The organism is Pseudomonas palleroniana, from assembly GCF_022836895.1.
Taxonomy (GTDB): Bacteria; Pseudomonadota; Gammaproteobacteria; order Pseudomonadales; family Pseudomonadaceae; genus Aquipseudomonas; species Aquipseudomonas palleroniana.
Genome location: NZ_CP092411.1, coordinates 4,390,695 through 4,408,774, shown reverse-complemented (window position 1 = coordinate 4,408,774; position 18,080 = coordinate 4,390,695). Strand labels below are relative to the sequence as shown.

The following is an 18,080-nucleotide window of genomic DNA, read 5'->3' as shown; positions in this document are numbered from 1 at the left end:
GCGTAGCCGCCCCAACAAGGACGCTGCGGTGTTTCAGAGAGACCGAGGTGTCTGGTTTTAGGGCGGCTGCGCCGCCCAGCGCGGGGCAAGCCCGCTCACTACAGTGGTCAGCGCATGTGGAGGATGATCGGGCTGCTGCTGGCCGGATCGGTGTGTCCGCGCAGCTTGTTCACCGCTGATGCTTCAATCGCGCCGCCATGATTGCCCCAGGTACTACGCACGTAACTCAGCACTTCGGCGATTTCTGCGTCCGACAACTGCTCACGAAACGCCGGCATGCGGTACGCGTCCGGCATGCCGGCGGTCACGACCCGTTGTGAGCCGTTGAGGGTGATGTTGATCGCTGAGGCACTTTCCGTTGCCAACGCCGAGGTAGCACCGGCCAGGGGCGGCATCCACTCGGGCTGGCCCTTGCCGTCCGCGCCGTGGCAGGAAGCGCAGCGGGTGGCGTAGGTGTGGGCGCCGGGGCGGGTGTCGACGGCGGCGTTCTGGTATTGCCAGGGCGTGCCGTCACGCTGCGGGTCGCCGGGCAGTGACTTGAGGTAATGGGCGATGGCTGCCAGGTCCTCGTCGTTCATGAACTGGGTGGAGTTATTGAACGCCTCGGTCATCGAGCCATATACCACGGCATGCCGGTTGCGACCGGTCTTGAGGAACTGCACGATCTCAGGCTCGCTCCAGCGGCCCAACCCGGTGTTGGGGTCCTGGCGCAGGCTGGGTGCATACCAGCCGTCGAGCAGGGCACCGGCGAGGAACGGGGTGCCGGACTCATCCAGGGCTTTTTCATTGAAGGCCAGGCCGCGTGGTGTGTGGCAACTGCCGCAGTGGCCGGGCCCCTGGACGATATAGGCGCCGCGATTCCATTGCGCATCCTGGCCGGGTTTGGCCGCGTACGGGGCGCTGGGGGCAAACAGGCCGTTCCAGAGTGCAATGGGCCAGCGCATATTCAACGGCCAGGGAATATCACTGGGGATATTGGGCTGGTTGGAAGGCTGCACGCCCTTCATGAAAAACGCGTACAGCGCACGCATGTCGTCATCGCTGAGCTTGACGTAGGACGGGTAGGGCATGGCCGGGTAAAGCCGTCGCCCGCCGGGTGCCACGCCGTGGCGCACCGCACGGTCAAAGTCGGCCAGGGTGTAGGCGCCGATACCGGCGCCCTTGTCGGGCGTGATGTTGGTGGCATGAATCGCCCCCAACGGCGTGGCCATCTCCAGGCCACCGGCGAACGGTGCCTTGCCCGGCAGGCTGTGGCAGGCCACGCAGTCACTGACGCGGGCGACATACTCGCCGCGGCTGACCAGGCCCGGGTCAAAGGTCTGTTCCTGCTCGAAAGGCGTGGCGGGCTGGCGTGTGACATACCAGGCCAGCGCGCCGGCCGCGACCAGGCCGGCCAGCACCAGCCAGCCTGCGGTTCTTGCGAATCGTGGGTTGTTCATGGGCGGTTCCTGTCGGTTAGGCGAACGTATATCGGCTCAATGGCAGGCTGCGGATGCGCTGGCCGGTCAGATGCGCCACCGCATTGGCCACGGCGGGCGCCACTGCAGGCAGCGGCGGTTCACCGATACCGCCCATTTTTTCGCCACTCTCGACGATCTTCACGTGCACCTGCGCCATGCGTGAAGGCGGCAGGATCGGGTACAGGTCGTAATTGCGCGCCCGGGGCTTGCCGTCTACCCACACCGACTCTTCCACCAAGGTCTGCGACAAGCCCAACGCCACGGCGCCATGCACCTGCGCCTCGACAATCGCCGGGTTGACGATGCTGCCCGGGTCGATCGCTTCCCAGATGTGATGCACCTTGACCTGGCCATTTTCAATCGACACTTCGGCGACTACCGCCGCCTGGGAGCCGAACGGCGAGGCCATGGCGATGCCGCGGGCGCGTCGGCTGCCATCTTCCGCGGTGTACGGCCCGCGCTTCCAGCCGCCGGACAGTTCCGCCGCCGCTTGCAGCAGGGTGGTCAGCCGTTTGTTGTCGCGCAACAGGTGCAGGCGCAACTCGTAGGGGTCGTGGCCGCCTTTGTCGGCCAGTTCATCAAGGAACGCCTCGTAGAAGAAGTCGTTGAGCGAATTGCCCACCGAACGCCAGTAGCCGAGCATGGGCGCGCCTTTGACGTAGATCTGTGCGATGCGTTTGTTCGGGATCGCGTAGGCTTTGCCCGACAGCCCTTCAAGGGCCGTGGGGTCGATTTTATCGCCCTGTTTGCCGGCAAGGGCTTCGGTCGGGCCTTCGGTGGCGCTGACCGCCTCGAGGGCGACCGGCAGGCCCTTGTCGTCCAGCGCAGCGCGGAACTTGACCACGGCGACCGGGCGCAGCACATCACGCAGGAACTCTTCTTCACGGCTCCAGATCAACTTGACCGGGCGACCGACTGCCTTGGCCAAGGCAATGGCCTGCGGATACGGGTTGGCCGAGTCATACAGGAAGTGCCGGCCGAAAAAACCACCGAGCAACGGCGAGTGCAGGGTGATCTTCGCGGGGTCGAGCCCGGTGCGCTTGGCGATATCGCCGCGGAACATGTCCGGCGCCTGGTTGGGCAGCCAGACCTCCAGCGTGCCGTCGGGGTTGAAGCGTGCCAGGGCCGACGGTGGCTCCAGTTGGGCGTGGTTCAGGTATTGGTTGTGGTAGGTGGCTTCGACCTTGGTTTTGGCATTCGCCAGCGTACCGGCTACATCGCCTTCCTTTTCGTCGTCACGGGCTGGCCCCTGTTGGGCGGCAAGGAAGTCACGGTGCTTGTCGCTGGAAAAATTCGCAGGCATGACCCGCAGCGGCGAGTCGGCCTGCGCTTCCAGCCAGTCCACCTGGATCGCCTCGACGGCACGCTTGGCATGCCACCAGCGTTCGGCAACCACGGCCACTGCGCCGGGCAGTTGATGGACCGAGTGCACCCCCTTCATGGCTTCGACCTGCGCCTGGTTGCGCAGGCTGCCGACGGTCATGCCCAGGCGCGGCGCATGTTGCACGGCGGCGTGGAGCATGTTGTCGACCTTGAGGTCGATGCTGTATTGCGCCTTGCCGGTGGACTTGTCGTAGGCATCCAGGCGTTTGACCGGCTTGCCGATCCAGCGGAACTGGCTTGGATCACGCAGGGTGATCGTTGCCGGATCGGGCACCGGCATGTCCAGCGCGCGACCGGCCAGTTCGCCATAACCCACCGAGCGGCCGGAGGCGGTATGCACGACGCGGCCGGGTTGCGTGGTCAATTGGGCCACGGGCACGCCGAGCTGTTCGGCACCGGCCTGCAGCAGCATGGCGCGGGCCAGGGCGCCGAGGCGGCGCATGGTCGGGTAGCTCATCCGCACCGACATACTGCCGCCGGTGATGCGCATGCCGTTTTCCATCACCACATAGGCTTCACCGGGCGGGGCAGCCTCGACGATAAAGGTGGCGGGGTCGGCATCCAGCTCTTCGCCGACAATCTGCGCCATGGCGGTGTGGGTGCCTTGGCCGCCTTCCATGAATGGGCTGCGCAGGTGAATGCTGCCGTCCGGGCGGATTTCCAGGAACGCCGGCACCTGGGTACCCCGTTCTGCGGCGTTGGCTGTGGCTGCCAATGCCCTGGGCGAACTCAGCGGCAGGCCAAAGCCAATGACCAGCGCGCCCACGGCGGTGCCGGCAAGGAAGCGACGGCGGGACAGGTTGACCGGATCGCCCAGGGGCAGGTCGAGGTTTTTGTCGGAGGTATTCATCAGACGACCTCCTTCGCCAGGTCCTGCATGGCGGTATGAATCGCGTTATAGGTGCCGCAGCGGCACAGGTTGACCATCGCCGCGTCGATCTGCGCCGGCGTGGGCGCTGGGGTGTGCTTGAGCAGCGCCGTGGCTGCCATTACCTGCCCGGACTGGCAGTAACCACACTGCGCCACCTGATGTTCGACCCAGGCCGCGACCACGCGCTTGCCTACGTCATCGTTTTCAACGGCCTCGATGGTGGTGATCTCCCGTCCCACCACGCCGGCCACCGGCGTCACGCAGGAGCGCACCACGTTGCCGTCCACCAGCACCGAACAGGCACCACACTGGGCCAGGCCGCAACCGTATTTAGTGCCGGTCAGCCCCAGGTCATCGCGGATAACCCACAACAAGGGCGTGTCGGCGTCGGCCTCAACCTGATAGGCCTTTTGGTTTATACGTAATTCCATGGCTGGGTCACCTGCTGATCATCGGTTGGTGGTGCTGATTTCTTATAGGAGTGGTGCGACAACAAGTCGCCCATCGTCGAACTCTAGACCAGCGCGCAAGAGGGATCTATCCGCTAGTCGGCAAGTTCAGAGGATCAGGCAAGTATTCGAGAGGATTGGGTGAGCGTACGGGTTTCAGAAATCGACGGTGGCTGATAGCACGAGGGTGCGCGGCGCGCCTTGGGAGAAGGCACCGTAGGAAGCTACGCCGGACCAATAACGGTGGTCGAACAGGTTTTGCACCGAGGCACGGAATGTGGTCGGACGTTCGGCGATGCGCGTGCTGTATCGCGCGCCGGCATCGATGCGGGTCCAGGGGGCCAGTTGCTGGGTGTTGTCCTGGTTGACGTATTGGCTGGCGGTGTAGAGCGTGCCGCCGGTCAGCGTCAGCCCTTCTGCCCAGGGCACATCCCATTCGGTCCAGAGGTTGGCCTGCACCTTGGGTGCACCCACCGGGGTATTGCCCAGGTCGGCGGCAACGCCGGTTCGGGTCAATTGCGCATCCAGCAACGTAATACCGCCGAGCAGGCGCACGCCTTGGGCGACTTCGCCCAGCAGGCTCAACTCCAGGCCACGATTGCGTTGTTCACCCTGTACTGAAAATCTCCCGTTGGCTAATTCGCCACTGGGCTTGGAAATCTGGAACAGCGCCAGGGTCGACATGAAGGTGCCGTAGTCGAGTTTCAAGCCGAGTTCGTGCTGCCTCGAAACGTAAGGCGTAAAGACCTCACCGGCGTTCGAGGCGTTGGCGGGGGCGATGTCACCCTTGCTCAGACCTTCGACGTAGTTGTAATAGAGCGACACATGCTCCCACGGCTTGACCACCGCGCCGAACAGCGGTGTGGTCTTGCCTGCGTCGTAGGGCGTGGCCACCGCGCCGTTCGCAGTGTAGTTATGCGACTGGATGTGCTGCTGGCGCAGGCCGACGGTCATTTGCACACGTTGCTCCAGCAGCGACAGGTTATCGGCAATGGCGACGCCGGACAGTTCGGAAGTGGAGACCTTCAGGGCGTCCGGCTTGGCAATCGATGGCTCAGGGCGGTCGACGGGATGGTAGAGGTTGGACAGGATCGGCGTACCGGAATTGATCCCGCGCGACAGCTCGTCGCGATAACGACTGACCTGCACGGTGGTGCTGTGGCTGATCGGGCCGGTATCGAAGTGCAGGCGTGCACCGCCATCCACTGTGTACCGCCGGACCTCGAAACGGTAATAGCCAGGGGTCGATGAGGTGTCGCCGGCGGTATTGATGATTGTGGGTGTCTGATCGGACAGGCGTGCCACGCCCGATTGGCCGCCACCGGCATGGGTGAATACGGTGAGTGTGTCGCTCAGGTCGTATTCTGTGCTGAACAGGGCGGATTTATCCCGGGTTTTCGACCAGCCCCAGTCCTGGCTCACGTTGGTACGCCCATTGGCGGCGTCGGGAATTTTTATACCTGGGGCGATCAGGAACGGTCGGGAAGCGGCGTCGAATTGTTCCTGTTGGGCGATCAGGTCCAGGCTGGTACGCAAGCGGTCACCCTGGTAATCGAGGGACAGGGCACCGATGTCGACTGCACGCGATTGCGCGTCGACGCGTGTATCGCCTTGTTGCACGCCGCCATTGAAGCGCACACCGAAGCGGCGTTCGTCGCCGAAGCGTCGGCTGATATCGATCCGATTCGCGACGTGCGCATCTTGTGCGTAACTGGCGGTGTAACGGGTCAGGTCCTCATCCAGCGAGCGTTTGGGCACCACGTTGATCACCCCGCCGACAGCGCTGTTCGGCGAGATGCCGTAGAGCAGGGCGCCCGGGCCTTTGACCACTTCGACACGCTCGGCGTAGTCGGTGAAGACCCGATAGTTGGCAGCCACGCCGTACACGCCGTCGAACGCCAGCTCACCGAGGTTGCCTTCCCCGACAGGAAAGCCGCGTATGAAGAACGAATCGACAATCCCGCCCGCCTGGCCGGTGGAGCGCACCGATGAGTCTCGTTCCAGCACATCGCCTACCGTCACTGCCTGCTGGTCCTGGATCAGCGACGCGGTGTAGGTGCTGAGGCTGAAGGGCGCGTCCATCACATCCGTATTGCCCAGCATACCCAGGCGCCCGCCGGCGGCGGCCTGGCCGCCCGAGTAGGGCTGCGGCAAACTCTCGGTACGGGGTGTAACGCCGTTGACCGTGGTGGCGGACAGAATGACCTGGCGCAGCATCAGGGTATAACTGCTGTCGTCGCGCGGCACCATCTCCAGGCCACTGCCGGCCAGCAAACGCGTGACGGCTTGCTGGGCCGAATAAGTCCCGGACAGGCCGGGGCTGGTGCGCCCTTCGGTCAAGGCCGGCAGGAACGACAGGGCAATACCGGCGTCCATGGCGAAACCCGACAGCGTGGGGCCCAGTGGTCCAGGGGCAATCCGGTAGGTGCGTGGGCTGAGCGAATCCAACGGTGGTGGGGTGGCTGCCAGGGCCGCGCCGGCTAGCGCCAGGCTGAGCAGCGTGCTGCGAATGACGAGCATGAAGAGGCCCCTTATTATCGGTGCGCCGGGTCAGGCGGGGGCAAGGGTGACCCAATAGCCGCTCAAATGGTCGGCCGCACGCACCGGGTAGGTGTGCACCAGCATGTTCAAGGTGCGCTGGGTGTCGCTGATGGGGAAGGCGCCGGAAATGCGCAGGTCGGCAATCGCCGGATCGCAGCGCACGAAGCCTCGGCGGTAGCGTGCCAGTTCGGCGACAAAATCTGCCAGGCGCATCTTGTCGGCCATCAGCATGCCCTGGGTCCAGGTATCGGCGTTGCGATCGGCCAGGCTCGGCGCGTCGAAGGTCTGTGCAGAGAAGGCGGTGCGTTGCCCGGCATTGACGACCAGCGGTGACGTCTGACGGTTCTCGGCCAACGCGACCTGCACCGCGCCTTCGAGCACCACCAACTGGGTGCGCGGACCCCGTTCACGCACGGTAAAGCGCGTGCCCAGGGCACGCATGCGGCCTTGGCGGGTATTGACCAGAAACGGCCGGGGAAGGGCGGCTGTATCCGTTGCGGTCTGCACCAGGATCTCGCCCTCGCGCAAATAGACCAGGCGCTGCTGGTGGTCGAACCGCACATCGATGGCCGTGTCGGTATTGAGGGTGATGCGCGAGCCATCGGCCAGGGTCAGTTCGCGGCGTTGGCCCACGGCGGTACGGTAGTCCGCTGTCCACTGCTGGGATTGGGCCAGCTTCCAGCCGCCCCAGCCCACGGGCATCATTGCCAGTAACAAGGCCAGTTTGCCCAGGGCCGCGCGCCGTTCCGGGTGGCTTGGCCGATCCAGTGCCGACATCGCCAGGGACGGCGGCAGGCCGCCCAGCGTACTCTGCAGCCATTGTGCCCGCGCCCAGGCGCGGGCACGCTCCGGCGTACTGACCTTCCAGCGTTCCCAGTCGGCACGCTCGCTGTCGTTCAGGTCGTTCTCGCTCAGGCGCATCAGCCACTCGGCGGCTTCTTCGAGGGTTTCGGCTGCCAGCGGTGGCTCTCTACGCACTGTGGGCATTCATTCGACCCACGTCAGGCATTGCAGGAAGGCTTGTTTCATGTAGCGCTTGACGGTGATCAGCGACACGTCCAGTTGCACGGCGATGTCGTGGTATTTGAGGCCGTTGATCTGCGACAGCAGGAAAGCACGTTTGACCATGGGCGGCAGCGCGTCGAGCATCGCATCGATTTCATGCAGGGTCTCCAGCACCAGAAAGTGCGATTCCGGCGAAGGCGCCTCGTGCTGCGGCGCATGGGCGAGCGCATCCAGGTAGGCGCGTTCCAATGCCTTGCGCTGGTACCAATTGACCAGGATGCCCTTGGCCACGCAGCTCAAGTAAGCCCGTGGCCGCTCGATGACAGTGACTTGGGAGGCGAGGATGCGAGTGAAGGTGTCCTGGGCCAGATCCGCCGCATCCATGGCATTCCCGAGTTTTCTTTTCAGAGTGGCGTACAACCAGCCGTGGTGCCCGCTGTAAAGCGCCTCGATCGCGCGCAGGTGGTGGTTGTGATCGTCGGAACAGGTTTCGCTCATGGCGCGCATTCGTGCAATTGAGAAGTATTCCCAATGCTAAAGGGCAAAGCCTTGATCGCGCAACGCCCATGAGGTCAAAAAATATTCAGGAGGCTGATACTTTTTCGCGAGTCGACTGGCAATAGGCGTAATTCCCATTGCCTCTCGTTGAAAGGACCCCGATGTCATGCCCGTTACTCGCCGGTTAACACTCGCCATTCGTAGCGCCTTGATCCTGGCCGTCTCAAGCCCCCACGCCTGGGCCGCCACCCCGGAACCGGCTGACGGCACGCAGCCCCTGACCCTTGACGCAACCAACGTCAACGCCCGTTACAACGGCCCTGGCGACTTGCCCGACGTGCTTGCCGGCGGCCAGGTGGCCCGTGGTGCTCGCCTGGGTATGCTGGGTAACAAGGACGTGATGGACACACCATTCAGCGTGACCAGTTACACCGCCAAGACCATGTCCGACCTGCAAACCGTGACGGTGGCCGATGCCCTGGAGCGCGACCCGTCGGTGCGCTCCACCGGGCAGACAGGAGGCATCGTCGATTCGTTTTTCATTCGTGGGTTTGCCGTCGGTGAGGGCAACCTGGGCGAGTTGGCCTACGACGGTGTGTACGGCGTGGCGCCCAATTACCGAGCCTTCACCGACTATGCCGAGCGCATCGAGGTGCTCAAGGGGCCGGGTGCGCTGATGTACGGCATTTCGCCCAACAGCGGTGTCGGCGGGGTGATCAATATCGTGCCCAAGCGCCCGCTGGACCAAGACTTGACCCGTTTCACCGGTAGCTACGCCTCGGACTCCCAAGTAGGGGGGCACCTGGATATCAGCCGCCGCTTTGGTGACGAAAACCAGTTCGGCGTGCGTTTCAACGGCAGCCTCCAGGGTGGGGACACGGCGGTCGACAACCAGAGTCGCGACGTGGGGGTCGGGGCGATTGCCCTGGATTACCGCGGCGAACGGTTGCGCCTGAACCTCGACTACATCAGCCAGAAAGAAAGCTTCGACGGCGCATCGCGACCGTTCACCATTGCCGCTGGCGTGCAGGTGCCGTCGGCCGCCAATGGGCGTACCAGCCTGCCGCAGAAATGGGGCTGGTCGGACACCCAAGAGCAGTCGGCACTGCTCGGCGGCGAATATGACTTGAACGACTCACTGACCGTGTTCGCCCATGCGGGCGGCGGCCGGTCGGATGTGAAACGCATGTCCGACCAAGTGCCACAGATCCTCAATGACGCCGGTGACACCCGCAATACACCCGGTTACTACAAATTCAATGTCGATCGTTCGACGGCTGATATTGGCCTGCGGGGCAACTTTGTCACAGGCCCGGTGAGCCATATCACCACGTTGATGGCGACTCGTTATCAGGATGAGTTGTCCCGTGGCATCAACAATGGCACGCCGATCCTTTCCAACATTTATCACCCGGTGGACGCGCCGAAGCAGTCCATCAACAGCCCCAAGGTGCTGCGCATTTCCGAATCGGAGTTGTCCGGCCTCGCATTGAGCGACACCCTCGGCGTGCTGGACGACCGTATTCAGTTGACCCTGGGCGTGCGCCGCCAGGATATCGAGTCGCGTAACTACGCGGCCACGGGCGTCGTCAGTTCGCGCTACAAAGACAACGCGACGACGCCGCTGGTGGGGGTGGTGGTCAAGCCCTGGGAGGATGTTTCGCTCTACTACAACTATGTGGAGGGCCTGAGCAAAGGCGATATCGCGCCGGGCACGGCGGTGAACGCCGGGGAAGCCTTTGCGCCGTATACGTCCAAGCAGCATGAGTTGGGTGTGAAATATGAGTACGGCACCTTCATGACCACCGTGGCGCTGTTCCAGATTGAGAAGCCCGGCGGTGAGGTAGGCGCTGACGGCGTGTATTCGGTGCAGGCCGAACAGCGCAACCGGGGTGTCGAGTTGAGTGTGTTCGGCGAAGTGGCCCCCGGCACGCGCTTGATGGGCGGTGTGACGTTGCTCGATGGTGAGCTGACCCAGTCGGCCACTGCCGCCAACCGTGGCAATAAACCGGTCGGCGTACCGGACATCCAGGCCAACCTGTGGGGTGAATGGGATACGCCGTGGCTGGAGGGCTTTACCCTGACCGGCGGGGCGATCTACACCGACCGTCAATACGTCAACCAGGCCAACACCCAGGTGCTGGGTTCCTGGACGCGCGTCGATGCCGGTGCACGCTATGCGACGAAGATCGAGGGCCGCCCGACAACGTTCCGCGCAACGGTGCAGAACGTGTTTGATCGTGAGTATTGGTCGGGCGTTGCGTCGTATGGGGCTTTTTCGCCAGGCTACCCGCGCACCTTGCAACTGTCGGCCACGGTGGATTTCTAAGCACGTGCCAAACGGCGGGGGAGCGTCCTGCAACGCTCTCCCGCCTGATCACTCAGAGCAGCACCCGCCGCAGCCTGCCGCTCAGCGGTACGCTCCTGTGGTCGGGCGAAGGCAGCGCTCGCCCCGTCAACCCCATCCCTTCACTCACCAATACCGCACCGTCCACTCGGCATACATTGGACGGTGTATCCAGCCCGCGGGCCAGCACTTCTACCTGCCCGGTCTTCAAGCCGCATCGCAGCAGCCGCCCGCTGAAACGGGTAAACCCGCCATGCAAAGGTGCGCCACTCCAGTCCGGTGGCAAGGGCTGTTGCAGGTGGCTGCAGAGTTCCAGCACCAGTAGTTGCCCATCCGGGCAGAGTGCCAGGCCGGTAGGCAGTTGCAGGCCGTGAACCACCACGTCGATACGCCCACTCGATGGGTCTACCCGAATCACTTGGCCGGCGCGGTCAGCGAAGTCGATGCCTTTGCGCGCAGGATCAGCGTGCAGTTCACCGGAAAACAGGCTGATCAGCACCGCATCGGTCTGGGCTTCGTACACCAGGGTGACGGGCACGGCGTCCTGGCCTTGCGCCAGATCGGGCAATTGCACCAGCACGCGCTCGTCCGCACCGCTGCTGAACTCCACCAGTTGGTTGGTATCGGGCTTGACCGCCAGCCAACTCTTGCGGGTGGGGTGATAGCACAGCGCATTCAGGTTGCCCCGGCTGTGGAATACCGGCTCAGGCGGGCTGTATTGCAGGTCCAGCAGTTTGGAGCCGCCAACGTAATCGGTCTGGCTGGCCAGACAGCGCCCGCCACCGCAGGCGATGTCCGACAGGCCCATGATCTCATCGCGCAGCATGCGCGCCTGCATATTCATGGCGCGAAACCCTTGGGCCAATACCTCGCCAGGCAGGTAGGCGCCGGGCTGATGGGGATCGGGTCGCAGGCGGCTGATACGACCGCTGAACGGCTGGTCCGGCAAGCCGGAGCCGGCTTCGGCCAGCAACAGGCTGCCATCGGCTTGCAGGCACAGGCCGCGGGGGTTGAGCAAGCCTTCGGCGATCAATGTGCTGGGGCGCAGGTTTTCGCCGGGCTGCGCAGGTATAAGAAGGGTCATGACTGATGCTCCGTCTGCGGCGGCTGCCACGGTTCACCGGTGAGGTACGCCCGCAGCAGCGCCCGCTGGCAGGGCGACATCGAGCGAACCACCGGCATGAACAGTGTGGTGCCTTTGTACACGTCCGAGGTGCGCGCGAGGATGGCATCTTTGGCGCCCATGACTGCGTCAGGCTGATTCAACGCGACGTAGCGCGACATGGCAGGGAAGGCCAGGTAGTGAAAACGCAGGACCTTGGGATACATCATTGCCCAGGTGATCGTGGTGCCCTTGGGAATGCCGAAATCGGTCTGCGCGTATTTGCGCAGGTTGGTGAAGTAGGCGCCGCTGGGATGGCCATTGACGCTATAGGCCAGGGCGACGAAACCCGCCTGGGCGGCACTGCCGGGTTTGAGCGTGACGGGGAAGCGGACGCTGGGCTGGCCGGCTTCCAGCGTCACGCTGGCGGGCACGTTGAGGAAATCCCAGTATTGCGGGGCGTCGTAGACCGCCGGTGCGCCGGGCGTCAGGTCGATCCGGGTGGTGTTGGGCACCGCGCCGCCCAGGTAGCTGACATACAGGGTAATCGACAAACCCTTGGGGTAGTCCTCCAGGTACACATTGCGCTGGTCGGCATACACCCGGTACACCGACTCGATGGCGTTCAGTGAGGTCTCGGCCACCCGGTTCGGCGCCTTGATGGCCAGGGCGCTGGTCTTTACCGCCTGCTGCTGGCTGGTGTTCAACGGCACATCGACGATACCGCCGTACACGTAGTAATTGACCAGCGGGCTGGCGCTGGGGTCGAGGGTGATCAGGGGGGTGGTGCCGGCGGTCAGCGTGACCGGGCCGTAATTGGCGTTAGGCCCGATGGGGCTGGTGATGTCGTCCCTGACGGCGCGGAAAGTCTGTTTGGGGATCACATTGACCATATCGAGGCTCAACAGCGCCGCATTGGCCAACTGCGCGTAGCCCGTGTTCCTGGTGTCCTGGTTGATCAGTTGCCGGCCCGGCTGGCAATCGAGGGGTTCGCCGGCAAATGCCGGGGCCAGGGTGCCGATGACCCGGCCGATGCTCGGGTTCGGCGTATCCCGGCCGTTGGCGTAGTCGTCGACCAATTGCGCGGTGGTCATCTGCGGGCACATTTCGAACATCACGAAGCGCAGCACGATCCCGGTGGCCCCCGGCGCCTGGATGATCGCGCGCAGGCCGCTGCTGTTCTGGTTCCAACTGACGATACTGCTCAACGGGAAAGTCAGTTGAAAGGTGCCGCTGAACCGAAAGGAGCCCGGTGCATCCATGCTGGGCGGTTCCAGCACGCGTTTTTTCACATCCAGGCTGCTGCACACCGCATTGGCGTGAATCAACAGTTGGATGTTGTCGTTGTTGCCGATCTGCAGGCCGCCGACGAAGATCTGGGTGGTGGTCGAGGCCGTGGGGTCCAGGTCCACCATCATCGGGCCGGAAATCGGTCCTTGTTGGGTCACCGGGTCTATGGAGCCCAGCAGGTAGACCGGCTGGCCGACCTGGTCGCCGCTGGTGCCGACATTGCCCGGGCTGCCTTGGGAACTGATCAGCGCGTTCTTCATGCTCACCACATGTTGCCCGTAGTGGTTCCAGCCGCCGGCGGTGTAGTAATTGCCGTTGGGCGTATTGATCATGTTGTTCAGTTGCTCGTCGCTATACAGCTCGGCCTCGGGGGCCAGGGTGGAGGTGGTCAGGTCAAACAGCGGCCAGTTGGCGTCCGAGTTCTGCGGCAGGGTCGGGGAGTTGTTCGGCAGGCTGACGTCCGTGCGGATGCCGCCCCAGAAATTCAGTCGGGGTCCGTTGAGGATGCTCATGGTCTATTCCTTGTCCTTGGGCGATGGATTGCCCGGCGCGTTGGCGAATTTGAACAGGTAGGAGAAGTCGGACTTGTAGCGGCTCTTCACCGGCGTCGCCATGGAGTGGCAATTCATGCAACTGCTGTTTTGCTGGATATAGCTCTCCATGGTCACGTTGGCCGACAGTGCCGGGGTCGGGTCACCCAAGGGGTTGCCGGGGTCGTTCGGTGTGGTCGGGCGCTGGGTGGTGATGAGCTGGTAGTACTTCAACGGGCTGTTTTGCAGCCCGGTGTTGGCGCGGTAGGTCGTGTTGACGGCCTGGGTGATGTCGGCAATCGGGGTCACGCGGCTGAGCGGGTTGGGGGTTTGGAATGTCATGCCCGGTTTGGGCACGCAGACCAGCTGGGTGCCGTGGGTTTGCCAGTCGCAGGGCGACTGGTTGGTGGTTTTGGCGTCTGGGTTGAAGTAGCTGTAGGTGCCGTTACTACTCTGCGCAGACGGCAGGTTGTCGACCTGCTCGAAGGTTGACCAGATCCACTGCGGATAGCCGGCCGCCTTGGTGATGACATGCAGGCCTACCAGCCCCAGGTAGGCTTCGGTCACACCGGTACGCTGGCCCTGGCTGTCGAATGTGGGCACACGGGCGAGCATCGTCAGATAGCGGCTGGCGTTGTCGTGGGGGGTGAGGATGCGCCAGCTGGACTTGACCTCGATGACGCCATTGGGGAAAGCGATGTTTTTCGCCTTGGACACCACATTGGCGTTGTAGAAGGTATTGCTGACAATGTAGTTGTAGGAGATCTCGTTGGCCGAAATGTCGTAAAAGGTCGGGTTACCGGCCTGGTCGATCAGCCAACCGCCGACCGCCTGGTCAACCGAGTTGACCTGCGAGCTGTTTTTCAATGCGGCAATATTGATGATGCCCAGGCTTTTGGCGAGTAGCGGGGTGTTCCACGGCCCCGGGTTGGCGGCCTGTGGCAGGAATATTTCTTCGACCGTCTTGTAGGTCTGCCACACGGTGTAACCGGCAGCGCCCGGTGTTTTGCTGCAGTCGGGCTGGCCGCGCTGCCCGTTTTGTGCCGGCCAGTTCAAGGCGATAAACAACTGCCAACTGTAGTTATCGAACGGTCCTTGCCCGGCGTCGGCTGCCGGTGCGCTGGTCGGCGGCCGGCAATTGAGCTGGGTCGCTTGTGCCGACGGCTGGGGAGCTTCCCGGGCCTGGGCCGACAGGCTGGCCAGCCCGAGTAACATCACACTCAGTAGCATTTTCATGGCGGTTCATCCTTGAAGGTCAGGGCTTGCGCTGCATGAGCTGGTTCCACTGCGCCTTATGCCCATTGCTCTGGGCTGCCGGTGGCTCGAACAACTGGCAAGGCGGCGGGTTCGACGGGCACATGGCGGCCACTTGATTCCAGGTCTCGGCCGGGTCGGGCTTGGCGATGCGAAAGTGGGTGTAGTTCTGGCTGACGATGGGCGCGTTGGCGACGCTGGTGTCCCCCGAGAAGAAAAACGATTGCGGCAGTCGGTAAGGCGGCTTGCCCGTCAGCTGCTTGTTGAAGGCATAGCCGAACAGAATCGGCCCCGACGGCGACTGCAAGTCCAGGGCGTAAGCCTGCACGCTGCCATTGAGGTGTTGGCTGCGTTCGACGCTGTAGGGCAGGTGCTGCACGAAGTCCTGGCGCGGCGGGTGGTTCATCGGCGAGAACATGCAGCAGGCCGGCATGTCTTTCGGGCGGTCCTGCGGGTACGTGAGGAAGTACGCCTTATTGCCCAGGGACACGAAGGAGCAGCTGTAATTGTTGTTCTTGATCGGAAAGATCGGCAGGCAGTACTTCTCGTAGTGCTCCATCATCGCGCCGAAGCCGTCGCCGTCTGCCGGGATGTAGGTGGTGTCGTAATAGCTGGTGCCCTTGGATACCGTGTAGTCCGAAGGTTGCAGGGTCGAGGGCGGGGTACTGTAGGGCGGTGGGTTTTTCTCGTAGTTGTGCATCACCCGGTACATCGTCCACTCGCTGATCCATTGCGCCGGGAAGAACGGGTCGGACGGCTCGCCGGGAAGCCGTTTGGCGATGCAGTTGCCGTTTTGTTCATTGCACCCTTCGGTGTTGTGCACGCCGTTGGTGAAGTACACGGCAGCGTCGTCGGCAAACGCGCCGGGGCTGAGCAGCGTTAGCAGCAGCAACAGCCGGTTCAAGAGGCGGGTATTCATCATCACACTCCTGTGTTGTGCCGGGTGACGCAGGTGTCACCCGGTGGTTCCGTCAGTGGTTCAGTGGTAGTCGCTCATGCTGAGCGGTATGGGAGGGTAATTGCGCTTGACCAGGGCTTGTGCCCACAGCTCCAGCACCGCGCGACGGCTTTGCGGCATGTCGCGGGTGATCGGCATCGCCAGGGTGCTTTCTTCTTGGTACGGCTTGCTGATCAGCACAATCAACTGGTCCACGGCGCCTTCAATGCGCGTCAGGGAGTTGAGCGGCATGTACTTGCTCATGATCGGGTACAGGTAATAGAAAGGTTGCAGGATGAAGGGGTAGATGAAGGTCTCCCAGATGATCTGGCCGGCATCTTCGCGCTGGTAAATCAGGTTCCACGCATTGACGAAGTCCTGTTGCAACTGGGGTTCCAGCGGCAGCACGCGCAACGGCGCGAGGAAGTCGGTGTAGGCTTGGTTGAGGGGGAAGCTGAAGGGGATGGTCGGTGCCTGCTGACCTTCCTGCACAAAGAAGCGCAGCGTGGGAAACCCCGGTGCCTGGGCCGTGACGGTCAGGTTGGCGATACCGTTGGCGTCGGTCTGCACCTTGGCCAGGCTGTATTGCACGGTGTTGCTGAGGGGGTCCTTGAGCGTGCCTTGCATGGAGATCGGGTTGGCAAAGGTGAGACACGGGCTCAAGGCAACCGAAGCCGGTGTCGGCAGAAATTGCCGGTAGGTCAAAGGCTCGGTCTGATCGTCGGACACGGCGAGGCGCGTCGCCATCAGCTGGCGGCCGGTGCCTTCGGTGATCTGGCCGGCCAGCGGTATCGTCCCAATGAATTGCGGCAGGTTGGGGCTGTTGTTGATGGGGTTCTGCGGGTCGTTGTTGAACAGCGTGAAGTCCGCATCATTACTGAATGCCAGGTAGTAATCGGTGGTGCACAGCATGTAGGCGTTGTTGTATTGCGCAACCCACAGCGTGGTACCGGCCGGTGCCGGCTGGCCGTCGAATTGCACCATGATCTGCAGCGTCTTGGTGTCTCCCACATCGATGAAGCTGGCGCTCTGCACCACTTCGGCGGTCCACAGTTGCTGGGTCGCGGCGATGATGGCCGTGGTGCCGGGTTGTTGCAGTTCCAGGCTACCGGTCTGCAACAGGCTTTGTGCATCGACCGTCAACGGCAGGTCGAGGATGCCCGAGCGCTTGTCGAATTGCGCCTGTTGGTAATCGTCGTAGCCGAAGCTGGCGATGGGGGTGAATTGCGTGCCCTGGCGCACGCCCACTTGATAGTCGCCGGCCTGGTATTTGGCTGCGACGGGGATGTCGGTCTTGGGCTCCAGGGGATAAAACGGGAAGGTGTTGCCCAGGTCCAGAGACAAGGTATTGCCATGGGCCTGGGCCGAGATCACGCCGAGCTGCGCCGAGGTGGCATCGCTCGGTGAGGTTTTGTAGATCGGCACCGGCTGGGCGGGTACCAGGCGCCGCCCGGCGGGGGCAGTGGGAAATTCGTCATCGAACCACAGGCCCAGGGTGCCCACCGTACGGCTGTAGGCCGGGTTGAAGAAAATATCGCCGACGTTGTCCAGGCCCTGTTGATACATGGCCTGCACTTTAGCCTGGGCCTCGGGCGTGGCGTCATGGGTATCGATCGGTGGGTAGTTGTTGAGGATGCCGTTCTTGTCGTAGCAGGTCAGGTAGGTGGAAAAGCGGAACATCAACCCCTTGGCATTTTGCTGTTGCATCTGGGTTTGCAGGTTTTGCAGCAACGCTGAATTGCCGAGCACCCAGGACAGGTTTTCTTTCGGGAAGCAGGTTTGCCAGGTGGTGGTGACGTAGGCCAGGCCGCCGAGGTTGGCCCAGTTGAAGTTGAGAAAGCGGTCGAGCATGCGGTGCTCGCGCTTGAGCGTCAGGCCACATTGGGCATTGCCCAACACCAGGCTGTCGAAGTACAGCGCGGTGAAGGTGTTCTGCCAAGGGCTCACATCGACGAAGCGCGCCGGTGAGTTCGGCGCACCGCCGAACGAGTTGCCGAGCAACTGAAAGCTCTGGTTGATCAGCGGGTCCTGGCTCACGTAGCCACCCCCCGGCAGCTCGCCGCCAGTGATCACCGACTGCGTCTGGTTGTAGCTCACGGTGCCGCAGGCGTTGTCGCCGAACAGGTTCCATTCGCCGGGGATGGTCGGCGCGGCCAAATTCGCGGCATTGCCCGGCACCTGCATGACGTAGGCGGGCACCTGGGCCGGCGGCAGCGGCGTTATGGTCCAGGGCAGCAGAGTGCTGGCAGCGTTCCATGGCGTGATGTCGAAGTCTTTCAGGAACCGCCAGTTCATCTGCATCTTCACCGCGTCGTAGAGCGGGAACATGTCATTGTTGTTGGCGGTCGGCGGGTTCCAGAACATATGGCCGCCGAGGTAGATGCGCGGGAAATTCAATACGCTCATGTCAGGC

The 18,080-nt window shown here is 63.1% G+C and carries 12 protein-coding genes; 1 reads left to right on the top strand and 11 read right to left on the bottom strand.

Annotated elements, in window-relative coordinates:
- Positions 1–107: 107 nt before the first annotated feature.
- The 6 genes from MJP36_RS19880 to MJP36_RS19855 all read right to left on the bottom strand — a co-directional run bounded on the left by MJP36_RS19880 (position 108) and on the right by MJP36_RS19855 (position 8,207).
- Positions 108–1,439, bottom strand: a complete 1,332-nt coding sequence (locus MJP36_RS19880; protein ID WP_244383844.1) for a c-type cytochrome — start codon at positions 1,437–1,439, stop codon at positions 108–110.
- A 16-nt stretch (positions 1,440–1,455) separates the two neighbouring features.
- A complete protein-coding gene (locus tag MJP36_RS19875; RefSeq protein ID WP_244383843.1) occupies positions 1,456–3,693 on the bottom strand; it encodes a xanthine dehydrogenase family protein molybdopterin-binding subunit in 2,238 nt (745 codons plus the stop codon).
- Positions 3,693–4,145 carry a (2Fe-2S)-binding protein gene (locus MJP36_RS19870; RefSeq protein ID WP_060755441.1) on the bottom strand — a complete coding sequence of 151 codons (453 nt, stop codon included), beginning with the start codon at positions 4,143–4,145 and terminating at the stop codon, positions 3,693–3,695. Before MJP36_RS19870 ends, MJP36_RS19875 begins: the two co-directional genes overlap by 1 nt.
- A 174-nt stretch (positions 4,146–4,319) precedes the next feature.
- Entirely contained in the window at positions 4,320–6,683 is a 2,364-nt protein-coding gene (locus MJP36_RS19865) for a TonB-dependent receptor (protein ID WP_244383842.1), read from the bottom strand.
- Positions 6,684–6,713: 30 nt separating this feature from the next.
- Complete coding sequence (locus tag MJP36_RS19860; protein ID WP_060755439.1) at positions 6,714–7,691, bottom strand: FecR domain-containing protein; 978 nt, start codon at positions 7,689–7,691, stop codon at positions 6,714–6,716.
- Positions 7,692–8,207, bottom strand: coding sequence for a sigma-70 family RNA polymerase sigma factor (locus MJP36_RS19855; RefSeq protein ID WP_060755438.1), 516 nt, complete (start codon positions 8,205–8,207; stop codon positions 7,692–7,694). It abuts the gene before it with no gap.
- A 166-nt stretch (positions 8,208–8,373) separates the two neighbouring features.
- On the opposite strand from MJP36_RS19855, the gene MJP36_RS19850 reads away from it, so the two are divergent.
- Positions 8,374–10,536 (top strand): TonB-dependent receptor, encoded by a 2,163-nt coding sequence (locus tag MJP36_RS19850; RefSeq protein WP_244383841.1) that lies wholly within the window; start codon positions 8,374–8,376, stop codon positions 10,534–10,536.
- Positions 10,537–10,588: 52 nt separating this feature from the next.
- Here MJP36_RS19850 and MJP36_RS19845 read toward each other — a convergent pair whose 3' ends face one another.
- From MJP36_RS19845 to MJP36_RS19825, 5 genes are read right to left on the bottom strand one after another with little or no spacing between them, the layout of a single operon-like run.
- Positions 10,589–11,638, bottom strand: coding sequence for a hypothetical protein (locus MJP36_RS19845; protein WP_244383840.1), 1,050 nt, complete (start codon positions 11,636–11,638; stop codon positions 10,589–10,591).
- Entirely contained in the window at positions 11,635–13,458 is a 1,824-nt protein-coding gene (locus MJP36_RS19840; protein ID WP_244383839.1) for a hypothetical protein, read from the bottom strand. The genes MJP36_RS19845 and MJP36_RS19840 overlap by 4 nt, the downstream gene beginning before the upstream one ends.
- Before the next feature lie 3 nt (positions 13,459–13,461).
- A complete protein-coding gene (locus MJP36_RS19835) occupies positions 13,462–14,712 on the bottom strand; it encodes a hypothetical protein (RefSeq protein WP_244383838.1) in 1,251 nt (416 codons plus the stop codon).
- A gap of 19 nt (positions 14,713–14,731) precedes the next feature.
- Positions 14,732–15,649 carry a hypothetical protein gene (locus MJP36_RS19830; protein WP_244383837.1) on the bottom strand — a complete coding sequence of 306 codons (918 nt, stop codon included), beginning with the start codon at positions 15,647–15,649 and terminating at the stop codon, positions 14,732–14,734.
- Positions 15,650–15,709: 60 nt separating this feature from the next.
- Positions 15,710–18,073: a hypothetical protein gene (locus MJP36_RS19825; RefSeq protein ID WP_244383836.1), complete on the bottom strand. Its 2,364-nt coding sequence runs from the start codon at positions 18,071–18,073 to the stop codon at positions 15,710–15,712.
- Between the last annotated feature and the right edge of the window lie 7 nt (positions 18,074–18,080).